Below are 15,174 nucleotides of genomic sequence, written 5' to 3' on the forward strand. Positions count from 1 at the left end.
CATGGCTCGACAGCAATTTGACCTGATCGTCTTCGACTGGGACGGCACGCTGATGGATTCGACTGCGCACATCGCGCACAGCATCCAGGCGGCATGCCGCGATCTCGGCCTGCCCACGCCGTCCGACGAGGCTTCCCGTTACGTAATCGGCCTCGGCCTGCGTGATGCGCTGCAGATCACGGCGCCGACCCTCGATCCGTCCGACTACGCGCGGCTGGCCGAGCGCTACCGCTATCACTATCTGCTCGACGACCAGCGCATCGAGCTGTTCGCCGGTGTGCGCGAACTGCTCGCCGAGCTGCGCGATACGGGCTACCTGCTCGCCGTCGCGACCGGCAAGGGGCGGGTCGGGCTGAACCGCGTGCTCGACCAGTCGAAGCTGACGAGCTGGTTCGACGCGACGCGCTGCGCGGACGAGACGTTCTCGAAGCCGCATCCGGCGATGCTGCACGAGTTGTCGCGGGAATTGGGGCAAGATCTGGCGCGCACCGTGATGATCGGCGACACCACGCACGACCTGCAGATGGCCGCCAGCGCCGGCGCGGCCGGCGTCGGCGTCGCGTACGGCGCGCACCCGGCCGATGCGCTGGCGGCGCTCACGCCGCGCTTCGTCGCGCCGGACGTCGGCGCGCTGGCCGCCTGGCTGCGGGAGCACGCATGAGCGCGGCGCCGGACGCCGTGCACGTGTGCGCATCGGCCGCACTGACCGACGGCGGTGCCGGCGTGCGGGTGGACGCGACACTGCGCGGCGAGCAGGCCGTCGTGTTCTTCGTGCGCTACGACGGCCGCGCCTACGGCTACCTGAACCGCTGCGCGCATGTGCCGATGGAGCTCGACTGGGCCGAAGGGCAGTTCTTCGAGTCGTCGGGCCTTTATCTGATGTGCGCGACGCACGGTGCGATCTACGCGCCGGATACCGGCAAGTGCGTCGGCGGCCCGTGTCGCGGCGGCCGCCTGCGGCCGGTCGAGGTCGACGAGCGCGACACGCCCGACGGCCGTGCGGTATTCTGGGTACCCGATGCCGATCTGCATCCCGCCACTCCCGCCACGACCGACTGACGACATCACTGCATGGCCGACCAACCGAATTCCCCGGATTCCTCTTCCCGTCCCGACAGCCGTGAACCGAGCTGGGAGCGCGCGGCGCTCGAGCGGATCGCGCTCGCGGCCGTCAAGGAGCAGCGTGCCGCGCGGCGCTGGAAGATCTTCTTCCGCTTCGCGTTTCTCGGCGTGTTCGTGCTGCTCGCGTTCGCGCTGATCGATTTCTCCAGCGATTCGAAGTTCTCGTCGAGCGGGCGGCATACGGCGCTCGTGACGATCGACGGCGAGATCGCGGCGGGCGTCAACGCGAACGCCGACGACATCAACACGGCGCTCGACGCCGCGTTCGACGACGACGGCACGGTCGGCGTGGTGCTGCGGATCAACAGCCCGGGCGGCAGCCCGGTGCAGGCCGGCATGGTCTACGACGAGATCCGGCGGTTGCGCGGCAAGTATCCGGACAAGCCGCTGTACGTCGTCGTGACCGACATGTGTGCGTCGGGCGGCTATTACATCGCGTCCGCGGCCGACAAGATCTTCGTCGACAAGGCGAGCATCGTCGGGTCGATCGGCGTGCTGATGGACGGATTCGGCTTCACCGGGCTGATGGGCAAGCTCGGGGTCGAGCGGCGCCTGCATACGTCGGGCGAAAACAAGGGCTTCTACGATCCGTTCTCGCCGGAAACGCCGAAGATGGACGCGCACGCGCAGGCGCTGCTCGACCAGGTGCATGCGCAGTTCATCAAGGCCGTGAAGGATGGCCGCGGCAAGCGGCTGCACGAGACGCCCGACATGTTCTCGGGCCTGTTCTGGACCGGCGAGAAGAGCGTCGAGCTCGGGCTCGCCGACGGCTACGGCACGACCGACACGGTCGCGCGCGACGTGCTGAAGGCGCCGGATCTGGTCGACTATACGGTGAAGGAAAGCCTGACGAATCGCGTCGCGCGCAAGTTCGGCGCGGCCGTCGGGGGCGCCGCGATGAAGGCGCTGACGGCCGGCGGCGCGTCGGTCAGCCTGCGTTGACGGCTGACGGCTGACGGCTGACGGCCGGCGACCGGCGACAATCGGCGGGCCGCGATGGCCCGCCTTTCAATTAACTGATCGCCGTTCTCGGCATCAGTTCGCGAGCAGCAGGAAGATCGCGGGGCGCTTGTGCAGATTCGGTGCAGGCGCCTTTTTCCAGTCCGCCACAGTGCGGCTCGCGATCGTCTCGGTCGCGAGGGTCAGATCGGCCGCGACGCAGATTTGCGTCGACGGCGCGCAGGTCGCGACCAGCGTGTCGAGCATTGCGTGATTCCGGTACGGCGTTTCGATGAAGATCTGCGTCTGGCGCGCCTTGCGCGACAGTTGCTCGAGTTCGCGCAGGCGTTTCGCGCGCGCGGCCGCATCGACCGGCAGATAGCCGTTGAACGCGAAGCTCTGGCCGTTCAGGCCCGACGCCATCAGCGCGAGCAGGATCGAACTCGGCCCGACGAGCGGCACGACCTTCACGCCACGCTCGTGCGCGCGGCGTACCAGCAGCGCGCCAGGATCGGCGACGGCCGGGCAGCCGGCCTCCGACACGAGGCCGGCGTCCGCGCCGGCCAGCACGGGCGCGAGCAGCCGGTCGATGGCGCCGGCCGGCGTATTGACGTTCAGCTCGCTGATCTCGATTTCCTGGATCGGGCGCGTCGTACCGATCTTCTTCAGAAACGCGCGCGTCGTTTTCGCGTTCTCGCCGATGTAGTAGCCGAGCGTACCGGCGCGCGCCTGCACGGCGGCGGGCAGCACGGCGGCGAGCATCGATTCGTCGCCTTCGCCGAGCGTGTTCGGGACGAGATAAAGCGTGCCGGCGGTCATGCGCGGTCTCCACGGGTGGTTGCAAACAGCGGGTAGTCGGCGGCGCGCAGCATCCGCGTGAGGGCGATCAGCGGCAGGCCGACGAGCGCGGTCGGGTCGTCCGAGTCGATCGCGTCGAGCAGGGCGATGCCGAGCCCTTCGGACTTCGCGCTGCCGGCCACGTCGTACGGCGTTTCCGCGCGCAGGTACGCGTCGAGCTCGGCCTCGGGCAGCGAGCGGAAGCGCACGTGCGTGACGATGTCCTCAAGCTGCGCGTCGTCGGTGCGGCTGTCGTACAGGCAGAGCGCGCTGTGGAATTCGACTTCGCGGCCCTGCATCGACACGAGTTGCGCGAGCGCGCGCTCGTGCGTGCCGGGCTTGCCGATCTGGTGGCCGTCGAAGGTCGCGACCTGGTCCGACCCGATCACGAGCACGCCGTCCGGCGCGTCGATCGTCGCGGCCACGGCGCGCGCCTTCGCGCCGGCGAGGCGCAGTGCGGTCGCGGCCGGCGTTTCGCCGGCCAGCGGGGTTTCGTCGAGGTCGGGCGACACGACGTCGAACGGTACGCCGAGGCGCTCGAGGAGCGCCCGGCGGTAACGGGAACTGGAGGCAAGAATCAGCCGCGGCGGGCGGCAAACGGTATCCGGCATGGTCGGTTGGATCGGTGAGTCGTCAGGTGGGGCGCGGCGTTGCGCGGACGCAAGCTTAAGTGATTGACCGCAAAAGGTAAAACAGGTATGCTTTCCCGCTTTTCGTCGGCAGGCATCCGTTGTGGTGGCGCCTGCCGGGTCTTCGGAAGTAAAGTACGTCATCCTCGATGAGCCGTACGCGAGCGGTGCCAAGCCGGATCCCGCAAGTCAGCCTGTAGGCAGGAGCGCACATGAACACTTCTTCTGGCAAACCTGCGGCGGCGCTCGATCCGCACGCGGTCGACCTGTTCGAGTTCGCCCGCAGCGGGCGGCAGGCAGCTGGCGCGGTACACCTCTCGCAACTGCCGCGCATGTTAAACGAAGTGCCGACGGACGCGCCAGATCGCGACACGGTCTTCACGTGGCAGGCGGAAGGGTTCACGCAGAAGGAGTTGCAGGACGACGGCGCCGACGGGCAGCAGCCGTATCTGCGCCTCGCGGTGCATGGCCATGCGTGGCTCACGTGCCAGCGCTGCATGACGCCGTACGACCAGACGTTCGACGTCGACATGACGTACCGCGTCGTCGCGACCGAAGAAGAAGCTGAAGAATTTCCGCTCGACGACGATGAAGCCGATGTGATCGTGGGCTCACGCCAGTTCGATCTCGTCGACTTGATCGAAGAGGAATTGCTGCTTTCGTTGCCGCTCGTGCCCAAGCACGAGGTTTGCCCGGCAGTTCACGAAAGCCTCGTGTCGGGTGCGAGCGGTCCCGCGGAAGAGGAGGACGAGGAGTCCGACGAAGCCGGGGACGAAGGCAAACGGCCGAATCCGTTCGCAGCGCTGCAAGCGTTGAAGAAGGACGGTGACGGCACCAAGAAACACTAAGCAGTTGTGGCGCGGGAAGGCGTAAGGGCTTTGGGCCAGGGTAGTTAAGCGCCGGATCGGGCTGTGTTAGAATCCGGAAAATTATTTAGGAGTTAGTCATGGCAGTCCAGCAAAACAAGAAGTCGCCGTCGAAGCGCGGCATGCATCGTTCGCACGATTTCCTGACGGCAGCGCCGCTGGCAGTCGAGCCGAGCACGGGTGAAGTGCACCTGCGTCACCACGTCAGCCCGAACGGCTACTATCGCGGCAAGAAAGTCGTCAAGACGAAGAACGACTAAGCGTCAAGTCACGCGTTGCGCGCTACGCTCGCCGTTCGCGTGACAACTGGTTCGCTTGACACTTTCCTGGCTCAACAAAAAGGCGGCATTCAACTGCCGCTTTTTTGTGCCTGAAATTCGTCGCATTCCATGACCGTAAAGCTCACAATCGATTGCATGGGAGGCGACCACGGCCCGTCCGTGACCGTTCCCGCGGCAGTCAAGTTCGTCCGCGCGCATCCCGATGCGCACCTGATGCTCGTCGGCATCGAAAGCGCGATTCGCGCTCAACTGAAGAAGCTGAAAGCCCTCGACGATCCCGCGTTGACCATCGTGCCCGCCACCGAAGTCGTGGCGATGGACGATCCTGTCGAAGTGGCGCTGCGCAAGAAGAAGGATTCTTCGATGCGCGTCGCGCTCAACCACGTCAAGGAGGGCGCGGCGCAGGCCTGCATCTCCGCCGGCAATACCGGCGCGCTGATGGCGGTTTCCCGTTACGTACTCAAGACGCTACCCGGCATCGAGCGGCCCGCGATCGCGTTCGCGCTGCCGAACCCGACCGGCTACACGATGATGCTGGACCTCGGCGCGAACGTCGACTGCGAGCCGCAGCACCTGCTGCAGTTCGCGGAGATGGGGCACGCGCTCGTGGCCGCGCTCGAGGGCAAGGAGCGCCCGACGATCGGCCTGCTGAACATCGGCGAAGAGGTCATCAAGGGCAACGAGACGATCAAGCGCGCAGGCGAGCTGCTGCGCGCCAGCACGCTCAATTTCCGCGGCAACGTGGAAGGCAACGACATCTACAAGGGCACCGTCGATGTCATCGTGTGCGACGGCTTCGTCGGCAACGTCGCGCTGAAGACGTCGGAAGGGCTCGCGCAGATGCTGTCGGACATCATTCGCGAGGAGTTCGGCCGTTCGCTGATGTCGAAGCTGATGGCGCTGCTCGCGCTGCCCGTGCTGATGCGTTTCAAGAAGCGCGTCGACCACCGCCAGTACAACGGCGCGGCGCTGCTGGGGCTGAAGAGCCTCGTGATCAAGAGCCACGGTTCGGCCGACGCCTACGCGTTTGAGTGGGCGATCAAACGCGGGTATGATGCCGTCAAAAACGGGGTGCTGGAGCGCCTCGCGCGCGCGATGGCGGATAATTCAGTGTCGCTCGGCGACGGCGAACACGACGCGGGCGGCGCGGGCCAGGCAAGCCCGGCCGCAGGCCATCACGCCGAACCTTCCGCTGCGCAATCCTCTAAAGCATAAATGGCCCAATCGACTCTCTATTCCCGCGTGCTCGGCACGGGCAGCTACCTGCCGCCCGACCGCGTCACGAACCAGCAGCTGACCGATCGTCTTGCGAAGGAAGGCATCGAGACGAGCGATGAATGGATCGTGGCGCGCACGGGCATCCATGCGCGCCATTTCGCCGCACCGGACGTCACGACGAGCGATCTCGCGCTCGAGGCGTCGCGTCGTGCGATCGAAGCGGCCGGTGTCGATCCGCAGTCGATCGACCTGATCATCGTCGCGACTTCGACCCCCGATTTCGTGTTCCCGAGCACCGCGTGCCTGCTGCAGAACAAGCTCGGCATCAAGAACGGCGGCGCGGCATTCGACGTGCAGGCCGTGTGTTCGGGCTTCGCATACGCGATGGCGACGGCCGACAGCTTCATCCGCAGCGGCCAGCACCGCACCGCGCTGATCGTCGGTGCGGAGACGTTCTCGCGCATTCTCGACTTCAAGGACCGCACGACCTGCGTGCTGTTCGGCGACGGCGCGGGCGCGGTGATCCTGTCCGCGTCGGAAGAGCCGGGCGTGCTCGGCAGCGCGCTGCACGCGGACGGCAGCTACTCGAACATCCTGTGCACGCCGGGCAACGTCAATCGCGGCGTGATCGACGGCAGCGCGTTCCTGCACATGGACGGGCAGGCCGTATTCAAGCTCGCGGTCAACGTGCTCGAAAAGGTCGCGATCGAGGCGCTCGCGAAGGCGAATCTCGCGCCCGAGCAAATCGACTGGCTGATTCCGCACCAGGCCAACATCCGCATCATGACCAGCACCTGCCGCAAGCTCGGCCTGCCGCAGGAGCGCATGGTCGTGACGGTCGACCAGCACGGCAACACGTCGGCCGCGTCGATCCCGCTGGCGCTCGACGCCGCGGTGCGCGACGGCCGCATCCAGCGTGGCCAGCACGTGCTGATCGAAGGCGTCGGCGGCGGCTTCACCTGGGGCGCGTCGGTCTTCCGCTTCTGATCCGCGGCGCGCATTGCCGCGCGCGGGTCCCATCGGCGCGCCGTTCGTGTGCGCCGTCCGAATCGATTCAATTGGGGACGATATGAAATTTGCATTCGTTTTTCCGGGGCAGGGCTCGCAGGCGATCGGGATGCTCGACGCATTCGCCGATCTGGCCGTCGTGCGCGAGACGCTCCAGGAAGCATCCGATGCACTCAATCAGGATCTCGGCAAGCTGATCGCCGAAGGCCCGGCCGAAGAGCTGAACCTGACCACCAACACGCAGCCCGTGATGCTGACCGCGGCGTACGCGTGCTATCGCGCGTGGCAGCAGGCAGGCGGCCCGGCGCCGTCGATCGTCGCCGGCCACAGCCTCGGTGAATACACGGCGCTCGTCGCGGCCGGCGCGCTCGCGTTCAAGGACGCGGTGCCGCTCGTGCGCTTCCGCGCGCAGGCCATGCAGACGGCCGTGCCGGTGGGCCAGGGCGGCATGGCCGCGATCCTGGGCCTCGACGACGACACGGTACGCGCGGTATGCGCCGAAGCCGCGGATGCGGGCGTCGTCGAAGCGGTGAACTTCAATGCGCCCGCGCAGGTGGTGATCGCAGGCAGCAAGGCTGCGGTCGAAAAGGCATGCGAAATCGCGAAGGCGAAGGGCGCGAAGCGCGCGCTGCCGCTGCCGGTGTCGGCGCCGTTCCATTCGTCGCTGCTCAAGCCGGCGTCGGACCAGTTGCGCGACTATCTCGCGAACGTCGACGTGAAGGCGCCGCAGATTCCGGTCGTCAACAACATCGACGTCGCCGTGGTCAGCGATCCGGCCGCGATCAAGGATGCGCTGGTGCGCCAGGCTGCAGGCCCGGTACGCTGGGTCGAGTGCGTGCGGCACATCGCCGGCACGGGCGTCACGCACGTGATCGAATGCGGTCCGGGCAAGGTGCTCGCCGGCCTGACGAAGCGCATCGACGGCAACCTGGTCGGCGCCTCGGTGTTCGATCCGGCTTCGCTCGACGAAGCGCTCAAGCTCGCGACCGCCTGACGCGGCGCCTTTTCCCAAGCAACGGATATTCGATTCATGGACAAGACTCTCGATAAACAGGTTGCGATCGTGACCGGCGCGTCGCGCGGCATCGGCCGTTCGATCGCCCTCGAACTCGCGCGCCTGGGCGCGACGGTGATCGGTACGGCGACGAGCGAATCGGGCGCCGCCGCGATCACCGCGGCGTTCGCGGAAGCGGGCGTCACGGGCCGCGGCGCGGTGCTGAACGTCAACGACGCGGCCGCCGCCGAGGCGCTGATCGATGCGACCGTGAAGGAATTCGGTGCGCTGAACGTGCTCGTCAACAACGCGGGCATCACGCAGGACCAGCTCGCGATGCGGATGAAGGACGAGGACTGGGACGCGGTGATCGACACCAACCTGAAGTCGGTGTTCCGTTTGTCGCGCGCGGTGCTGCGCCCGATGATGAAGGCGCGCGGCGGCCGTATCATCAACATCACGTCGGTGGTCGGCTCGGCCGGCAATCCGGGTCAGGTCAACTACGCGGCCGCGAAGGCCGGCGTCGCGGGCATGACGCGTGCGCTCGCGCGTGAAATCGGCAGCCGCGGCATCACGGTGAACTGCGTGGCGCCGGGCTTCATCGACACCGACATGACGAAGACGCTGCCGGAAGAACAGCAGGCCGCGCTCAAGACCCAGATTCCGCTCGGCCGCCTCGGCAGCCCGGAGGACATCGCCCATGCCGTCGCGTTCCTCGCATCGCCGCAGGCCGGTTACATCACCGGCACGACGCTGCACGTGAACGGCGGCATGTACATGTCGTAACGGTTTTCGTTTACCATCCGCGCCGTATCCCGTTTTTCAGGCGGACCGGCGCTTGATCGACCATCAAGCCAACGCGCGTTTTGGCGTCAGCAAACCTGATAAAATGCGCGCACTTGTAAATCTGAACTTTCCCTCGGAGGGGTAATGGACAACATCGAACAACGTGTCAAGAAGATCGTCGCTGAGCAACTGGGCGTCGCGGAAGCCGAGATCAAGAACGAAGCTTCGTTCGTGAACGACCTGGGCGCGGACTCGCTCGACACGGTCGAACTGGTGATGGCTCTGGAAGACGAGTTCGGCATGGAAATCCCGGACGAAGAAGCAGAGAAGATCACGACCGTTCAGCAAGCGATCGACTACGCTCGCGCAAACGTCAAGGCGTAAGCGCCTTTCGCGCTTGTCCGCCACGTCGCCGCGATCTTCGCGATTGACGCGCCATCCTGCCGGCTTCGCGCCGGACGGACTAACAGCCACAGGGCTCGCAGGGCTGGTTCCTGTGGCCACTGTGGCTTTTGTTTTTGTCATCCAATAATGGAAAAGAGGTTACCGTGAGCCGCCGTCGTGTTGTCGTTACAGGCCTGGGGCTGATTTCGCCTGTTGGCAATAGTGTTGCCGACGGCTGGGCCAATCTCGTCGCCGGCAAGTCCGGTATCGCTACCGTCACGAAGTTCGATGCATCGAACCTCGCCTGCCATTTCGCGGGCGAAGTGAAGGGTTTCAGCGCCGAGGAGTACATCCCGGCGAAGGAAGCCCGGAACATGGATACGTTCATCCATTACGGCATCGCCGCCGGCGTCCAGGCCATGCGGGACAGCGGGCTGGAAGTGACCGAAGCCAATGCGGAACGCATCGGCGTGCTGGTCGGTTCCGGCATCGGCGGCCTGCCGATGATCGAGGATACGCACCAGACCTACGTCGATCGCGGTGCGCGCCGGATCTCGCCGTTCTTCGTGCCGGGTTCGATCATCAACATGATCTCGGGTCACCTGAGCATCATGTTCGGCCTGAAGGGCCCCAACCTCGCGGCCGTCACGGCCTGCACGACCGGCCTGCACAGCATCGGCCTCGCCGCGCGGCTGATCCAGGCCGGCGACGCCGACGTGATGGTCGCGGGCGGTGCCGAATCGACGGTGTCGCCGCTCGGCATCGGCGGTTTCGCCGCCGCGCGCGCGCTGTCGACCCGCAACGACGATCCGGCTACCGCGTCGCGTCCGTGGGACAAGGACCGCGACGGCTTCGTGCTGGGCGAGGGTTCCGGCGTGATGGTGCTCGAGGAGTACGAGGCGGCGAAGGCGCGCGGCGCGAAGATCTACGCGGAAGTCGTGGGCTTCGGCATGACGGGCGACGCGTACCACATGACCGCGCCGAACATGGACGGCCCGCGCCGCTGCATGGTCGCGGCGCTGCGCGACGCCGGCCTGAATGCCGACGAGGTGCAGTACTTGAACGCGCATGGCACGTCGACGCCGCTGGGCGACAAGAACGAGTCCGACGCGGTGAAGGCGGCCTTCGGCGAGCACGCGTACAAGATGGTGGTCAACTCGACGAAGTCGATGACGGGCCACCTGCTGGGTGGCGCGGGCGGCCTCGAATCGGTGTTCACGGTGCTGGCGCTGCACAACAACGTGTCGCCGCCGACCATCAACATCTTCAACCAGGACCCCGAGTGCGATCTCGATTACTGCGCGAACACCGCGCGTGACATGAAGATCGACGTAGCCGTGAAGAACAACTTCGGCTTCGGCGGCACCAACGGCACGCTGGTGTTCAAGCGCGTCTGACGTCGAATCGCTTGACGAGTCCATTCGATGCTCCGGCCGGGCGTCCGCAGCGCTTTGCGTTGCGGGCCTCGGCCGTGTCGTATCTCGTGCTGGCCGCGTTCGTCGCGTCGGCTGCCGCCTCGGCGTACCTGTTCTGGGCGCCGCGCGCGGGCGCTGCCGCCGGCGCAGGCGTGTCGGCCGCGACGGCGGCACTGCTGGCCGTATGGGCGGCGCGCGCTTGCGCCCGCCGGCTACCGGCCGAGTTGCGGATCGATGCCTTCGGGGAGATTGCGGCGTTTGGCCGCACCGGGCGGTTGCTGGCCCGTGGCCGCGTGACGGGCCATGCGCACTGGAGCAGCCTGCTGCTGGTGCTGTCGGTCGGGCAGGGCGCCCGGCGGGCCCGGCCGCTGCTGATTCCGGCCGACGCGCTCGACGCCGCGTCGTTCAGCGCGCTGTCGGTACTGGCGAGAACGGCCGGAGCGGTGGGGCGGGCATGACGGCGGTGCGGTTACCGACCGTAACCAGCGGCCGGCGCCGGAACGCTACAATAACGCTCCGCGTTGCATCCCTAGTTAACGGATTTGTCAGGTGAGTGAAAAAGAAATCGATCAGGCTCTGGTCGAGCGCGTACAGAAGGGCGACAAGGCGGCGTTCGAACTCCTGGTCTCCAAATACCACCGCAAGATCATTCGGCTGATCTCGCGCCTCGTGCGGGATCCCGCCGAGGTCGAGGATGTGGCCCAGGACGCGTTCATCAAGGCGTATCGTGCGCTGCCGCAATTCCGCGGCGAATCGGCGTTCTATACGTGGTTGTACCGAATTGCCGTCAACACGGCGAAGAACTACCTTGCGACGCAAGGCCGCCGGGCGCCGACCTCGACCGAGGCCGATGCGGAGGAAGCGGAAACTTTCTCCGACGCAGACCAACTAAGGGATATCAACACGCCTGAGTCGATGTTGATGAGCAAGCAGATTGCCGAGACGGTCAACGCTGCAATGGCTCTGCTGCCCGAAGAACTGCGCCAGGCAATCACGCTGCGCGAGATCGAGGGCCTGAGCTACGAAGAGATCGCGGAAATGATGGGCTGTCCGATCGGGACGGTCCGGTCGCGGATCTTCCGCGCGCGCGAAGCAATCGCTGCCAAATTGCGTCCGCTGCTCGATACGCCCGAAGGCAAGCGCTGGTAAGCGCGACGGGCGGAACGACGCGGGTCGGGGTCTAGTTACGGATAGAGTCGTGAAGTCACGACGGGGTGTGCAAGATGGGGAGCATCATGGGGTCGGTCAATACGCAATCGCAAGCGTGCTCGCGCGGCGAGCGCCTTTCCGCGCTGGTCGACGGCGAAATGTTCGATGGCCCGGATCACGGGCAGTTTCTGGCTGAGCTCGACCGCGCGGATCGCGCCGTGTGGGCCCATTACCACCTGATCGGCGATGCGCTGCGCTCGGACGAGCTCGCGCTGGCGCCCGCGCTGAGCGTCGCGTTCACCGCGCGCATGTCGGCGGCGCTCGAAAGCGAGCCGCACCTGTTGGCACCGGCGGCCGCGCCGGTCGCGCGCAAGCTGCTGTCGCTGCGCCGCCGTGTCGTGCCGGCATTCGCGGTGGCCGCCGCGGCCGCCACGCTGACGTGGATCGTCGTTCCGCAGATGCAGACGGCCGGTGCGCCGGGCGCCGTCCAGGTCGCATCGGCAGGCGCGCCGCAGAACGGCAATCCGCAGCGCGTGACGGTTGCGCAGGCATCGGCCCAGCCGGGTCTGCAGGACGTCAACATCATTCGCGACGCCAGCCTCGACCAATACCTTGAAGCGCACCAGCAATTCGCCCAGCAGCCCGTCGTCACGGGTTCGATGCCGCTGATCCGCGCTGCCGTGACCACCACGCCAGGCCAATAAACCCGATGCGGACATTGCAGTTGAATCACGCCATCTCCGGATGGAAGCGGCTGCCGGCCCTCCTGCTTTGCGCAGCCGCCCTGTTGTCCGTTCAATCCCTTCCCGCCAGCGCCCAGCAACCGGACGATCCCGTCGCGACCCGCAAGGGTGCCGCCGACTGGCTCGACCGCGTCCAGCAGGCGGCGCAACAGCAGAGCTACGAAGGTACGTTCGTCTACCAGCGCGGCGGGTATGTGCAGTCGTCACGCATCGCGCACGTCTCGTCCCGCGACGGCGAGTTCGAGCGGATCGAGACGCTCGACGGCAAGCCGCGCAAGCTGCTGCGGCACAACGACGAGCTGTACACGTTCGTGCCCGAGCGCAAGCTGTGCGTGGTCGAGCGCCGCCAGACGCGCGACTCGTTCCCCGCGCTGCTCGGCGCGAGCGGCGAGCACGTGATGTCCGTCTACGATGCGAAGTCGCTCGGCAAGGACCGCGTGGCCGGGATCGACGCGCAGGTCGTCGAGCTCGTGCCGAAGGATGCCTACCGTTTCACGTACAAGCTGTGGGCCGACGCGCGCACCGGGCTGCTGCTGCGTTCGCAGACGCTCGACGCGAACGATCACGTGCTCGAACAGATCGCGTTCTCGCAATTGCAAACCGGCGGCGCGAGCGGCGACAAGGCCGCGATTGCAGCCGGCATGCGCAACCTGAGCGGCTGGACGGTCGTGCGCCCGCCGGTCGCGGCGGTCGACATGGAAGCGCAGGGCTGGCAGCTCGCGCCGAGCGTCGCCGGCTTCCAGAAGATTCGTGAAGTGCGCCGGCCGATGGCCGCGCGCGATGCGGGTGATCCGCCGATCCCGGTCGATCAGGCCGTCTTCACCGACGGCCTCGCGACGATCTCGGTCTTCATCGAGCCGGCCGAAAAGAATACGCGCAAGGAAGGCGCGGGCAGCACCGGTGCGACGCACGTTCTCGTGAAGCGCCGCGGCGACTACTGGATCACCGTGCTCGGCGAAGTGCCGCCGGCGACGTTGCAGCAGTTCGCGTCTGCCATAGAATACAAGGCTTCCAAGTAACGCTACGGCTTCCGACATGACGAAACTCACGCTGCGCAAAGTGCTCGCGGCGGCGGCGCTGTGTGCCTGCCTGCCGCTCGTCCCGCAAACCGCGGTCGCTGTCACGCCTCCGGCTGCCAGCCTTCCCGATTTCGCCGACCTCGTCGAAAAGGTCGGCCCGGCCGTCGTGAACATCCGGACCACCGCCAACGTGCCGACGAGCGGCCCGCGCGGGATGCTCCCGCCCGGCTTCGACAACGGCGACATGTCGGAATTCTTCCGGCGCTTCTTCGGCATTCCGCTGCCGCAGGCGCCCGGCAACGGCGGCGGCAACGGCAGCAACCCGAAGAACGCGCCGGCGCCGGACAACGGGCCCGACACCGAGCAGAATCGCGGCGTCGGCTCGGGCTTCATCGTGTCGGCCGACGGTTATGTGATGACCAATGCGCATGTCGTCGACGATGCGGACACCATCTACGTGACGCTGACCGACAAGCGCGAATTCAAGGCGAAGCTGATCGGCGTCGACGACCGCACCGACGTCGCGGTCGTCAAGATCCAGGCATCGAACCTGCCGGTCGTCGCGATCGGCGATTCGAACAAGGTGCGCGTCGGCGAGTGGGTCGTCGCGATCGGTTCACCGTTCGGCCTCGACAACACGGTCACGGCCGGCATCGTCAGCTCGAAGAGCCGCAATACGGGCGACTACCTGCCGTTCATCCAGACCGACGTCGCCGTGAACCCCGGCAACTCGGGCGGCCCGCTGATCAACATGCAGGGCGAGGTGATCGGCATCAACTCGCAGATCTACAGCCGCACCGGCGGCTTCATGGGCATTTCGTTCGCGATTCCGATCGACGAGGCGATGCGCGTGGCCGACCAGCTGAAGGCGACGGGCAAGGTTACGCGCGGCCGGATCGCGGTGGCGATCGGCGAGGTGACGAAGGACGTGGCCGACTCGATCGGGCTGCCGAAGGCCGAAGGCGCGCTCGTCAGCAGCGTCGAGCCGGGCGGCCCGGCCGACAAGGCCGGTATCCAGCCGGGCGACATTATCCTGAAGTTCAATGGCCGTCCGGTCGACGCGGCGTCGGACCTGCCGCGCATGGTCGGCGACACGAAGCCTGGCACGAAGGCGACGGTCAACGTGTGGCGCAAGGGTCAGGCACGCGATCTGCCGATCACGATCGCCGAGACGCCGGCCGAGTCGACGGCAAAGGCCGAGCAGCGCAAGAACGCGCCGCAGAAGCCGCGCCAGACCAATTCGCTCGGCCTGACGGTCAGCGACCTGACGGCGGAGCAGTTGAAGACGCTGAAGCTGAAGAACGGGGTGCAGATCGACGGCGTCGACGGCCCGGCCGCCCGTGCGGGCCTGCAGCGCGGCGACATCGTGCTGCGCGTCGGCGACACCGACATCACGAGCGCGAAGCAGTTCGCCGACGTGACCGCGCAGCTCGATCCGCAGAAGGCGGTCGCGGTGCTCGTGCGGCGTGGCGACAACACGCAGTTCGTGCCCGTGCGGCCGCGCCAGAAGTAACGCGCCGATGTTCACGCTCTACGGCCGCGGCTGGTGCCACCTGTGCGACGACATGCGCGACGCACTGGCGCCGGTGGCGGCCGAATTCGGCGTCGCGGTCGACTATATCGACATCGACACCGATGCGGCGCTCGTCGCGCGTTACGACGAGGACGTACCCGTGCTGCTGCTGGACGGCGCGGAAGTGTGCCGCCACCGGTTCGACGATGCGCGGGTGCGCGACGCGCTGGCGGCCCGGCGCTGAACCTCGCCTGCCGTCGGCCGGCGCCGC

The 15,174-nt window shown here is 66.8% G+C and carries 19 protein-coding genes; 17 read left to right on the forward strand and 2 right to left on the reverse strand.

From position 1 onward, the window contains the following. Window position 1: 1 nt before the first annotated feature. From JMF86_RS05185 to JMF86_RS05195, 3 genes are read left to right on the forward strand one after another with little or no spacing between them, the layout of a single operon-like run. Entirely contained in the window at window positions 2-661 is a 660-nt protein-coding gene (locus JMF86_RS05185; protein ID WP_077177987.1) for an HAD-IA family hydrolase, read from the forward strand. Next, window positions 658-1,059: a Rieske 2Fe-2S domain-containing protein gene (locus JMF86_RS05190; RefSeq protein ID WP_077177986.1), complete on the forward strand. Its 402-nt coding sequence runs from the start codon at window positions 658-660 to the stop codon at window positions 1,057-1,059. The genes JMF86_RS05185 and JMF86_RS05190 overlap by 4 nt, the downstream gene beginning before the upstream one ends. Window positions 1,060-1,071: 12 nt before the next feature. Further along, complete coding sequence (locus JMF86_RS05195) at window positions 1,072-2,064, forward strand: S49 family peptidase (protein WP_006476511.1); 993 nt, start codon at window positions 1,072-1,074, stop codon at window positions 2,062-2,064. Between the two features lie 93 nt (window positions 2,065-2,157). Here the strand turns inward: JMF86_RS05195 and JMF86_RS05200 are convergent, their stop codons facing one another. Further along, on the reverse strand, window positions 2,158-2,880 hold the full coding sequence (locus tag JMF86_RS05200) for an SAM-dependent methyltransferase (RefSeq protein ID WP_011544932.1): 723 nt from the start codon (window positions 2,878-2,880) through the stop codon (window positions 2,158-2,160). Continuing rightward, a complete protein-coding gene (locus tag JMF86_RS05205) occupies window positions 2,877-3,509 on the reverse strand; it encodes a Maf-like protein (RefSeq protein ID WP_077177985.1) in 633 nt (210 codons plus the stop codon). The genes JMF86_RS05200 and JMF86_RS05205 overlap by 4 nt, the downstream gene beginning before the upstream one ends. Window positions 3,510-3,739: 230 nt before the next feature. On the opposite strand from JMF86_RS05205, the gene JMF86_RS05210 reads away from it, so the two are divergent. The 14 genes from JMF86_RS05210 (at window position 3,740) to JMF86_RS05275 (ending at window position 15,147) form a co-directional block, all read left to right on the forward strand. Continuing rightward, the gene (locus tag JMF86_RS05210) at window positions 3,740-4,375 is read left to right on the forward strand and encodes a DUF177 domain-containing protein (RefSeq protein ID WP_027805411.1); all 636 of its coding nucleotides are present in this window, start codon (window positions 3,740-3,742) and stop codon (window positions 4,373-4,375) included. Window positions 4,376-4,473: 98 nt separating this feature from the next. After that, window positions 4,474-4,653, forward strand: coding sequence for a 50S ribosomal protein L32 (gene rpmF / locus JMF86_RS05215; protein WP_006051932.1), 180 nt, complete (start codon window positions 4,474-4,476; stop codon window positions 4,651-4,653). A 129-nt stretch (window positions 4,654-4,782) separates the two neighbouring features. Then, on the forward strand, window positions 4,783-5,889 hold the full coding sequence (gene plsX / locus JMF86_RS05220; RefSeq protein ID WP_006476507.1) for a phosphate acyltransferase PlsX: 1,107 nt from the start codon (window positions 4,783-4,785) through the stop codon (window positions 5,887-5,889). Continuing rightward, window positions 5,890-6,879, forward strand: coding sequence for a beta-ketoacyl-ACP synthase III (locus JMF86_RS05225; RefSeq protein WP_006476506.1), 990 nt, complete (start codon window positions 5,890-5,892; stop codon window positions 6,877-6,879). Between the two features lie 82 nt (window positions 6,880-6,961). Continuing rightward, on the forward strand, window positions 6,962-7,894 hold the full coding sequence (gene fabD / locus JMF86_RS05230) for an ACP S-malonyltransferase (protein WP_054927532.1): 933 nt from the start codon (window positions 6,962-6,964) through the stop codon (window positions 7,892-7,894). 36 nt (window positions 7,895-7,930) lie between these two features. Further along, a complete protein-coding gene (gene fabG / locus JMF86_RS05235) occupies window positions 7,931-8,680 on the forward strand; it encodes a 3-oxoacyl-ACP reductase FabG (RefSeq protein WP_006476504.1) in 750 nt (249 codons plus the stop codon). Between the two features lie 144 nt (window positions 8,681-8,824). After that, on the forward strand, window positions 8,825-9,064 hold the full coding sequence (gene acpP, locus JMF86_RS05240; RefSeq protein ID WP_004197638.1) for an acyl carrier protein: 240 nt from the start codon (window positions 8,825-8,827) through the stop codon (window positions 9,062-9,064). A gap of 164 nt (window positions 9,065-9,228) precedes the next feature. Then, window positions 9,229-10,461, forward strand: coding sequence for a beta-ketoacyl-ACP synthase II (gene fabF, locus JMF86_RS05245; protein ID WP_011544937.1), 1,233 nt, complete (start codon window positions 9,229-9,231; stop codon window positions 10,459-10,461). A gap of 11 nt (window positions 10,462-10,472) precedes the next feature. Then, complete coding sequence (locus JMF86_RS05250; protein WP_054927533.1) at window positions 10,473-10,937, forward strand: hypothetical protein; 465 nt, start codon at window positions 10,473-10,475, stop codon at window positions 10,935-10,937. A gap of 91 nt (window positions 10,938-11,028) precedes the next feature. Continuing rightward, window positions 11,029-11,628 carry an RNA polymerase sigma factor RpoE gene (gene rpoE, locus JMF86_RS05255; protein ID WP_006490873.1) on the forward strand — a complete coding sequence of 200 codons (600 nt, stop codon included), beginning with the start codon at window positions 11,029-11,031 and terminating at the stop codon, window positions 11,626-11,628. Between the two features lie 86 nt (window positions 11,629-11,714). Further along, on the forward strand, window positions 11,715-12,332 hold the full coding sequence (locus tag JMF86_RS05260) for a sigma-E factor negative regulatory protein (protein WP_054927534.1): 618 nt from the start codon (window positions 11,715-11,717) through the stop codon (window positions 12,330-12,332). Window positions 12,333-12,337: 5 nt separating this feature from the next. Further along, window positions 12,338-13,390, forward strand: a complete 1,053-nt coding sequence (locus tag JMF86_RS05265; RefSeq protein ID WP_011544940.1) for a MucB/RseB C-terminal domain-containing protein — start codon at window positions 12,338-12,340, stop codon at window positions 13,388-13,390. Window positions 13,391-13,406: 16 nt separating this feature from the next. Further along, on the forward strand, window positions 13,407-14,903 hold the full coding sequence (locus JMF86_RS05270) for a DegQ family serine endoprotease (RefSeq protein WP_006476498.1): 1,497 nt from the start codon (window positions 13,407-13,409) through the stop codon (window positions 14,901-14,903). A gap of 7 nt (window positions 14,904-14,910) precedes the next feature. Continuing rightward, on the forward strand, window positions 14,911-15,147 hold the full coding sequence (locus tag JMF86_RS05275) for a glutaredoxin family protein (protein WP_006476497.1): 237 nt from the start codon (window positions 14,911-14,913) through the stop codon (window positions 15,145-15,147). Window positions 15,148-15,174: the final 27 nt, after the last annotated feature.

This window comes from Burkholderia sp. E168m15 (assembly GCF_016586105.1).
Taxonomy (GTDB): Bacteria; Pseudomonadota; Gammaproteobacteria; order Burkholderiales; family Burkholderiaceae; genus Burkholderia; species Burkholderia orbicola.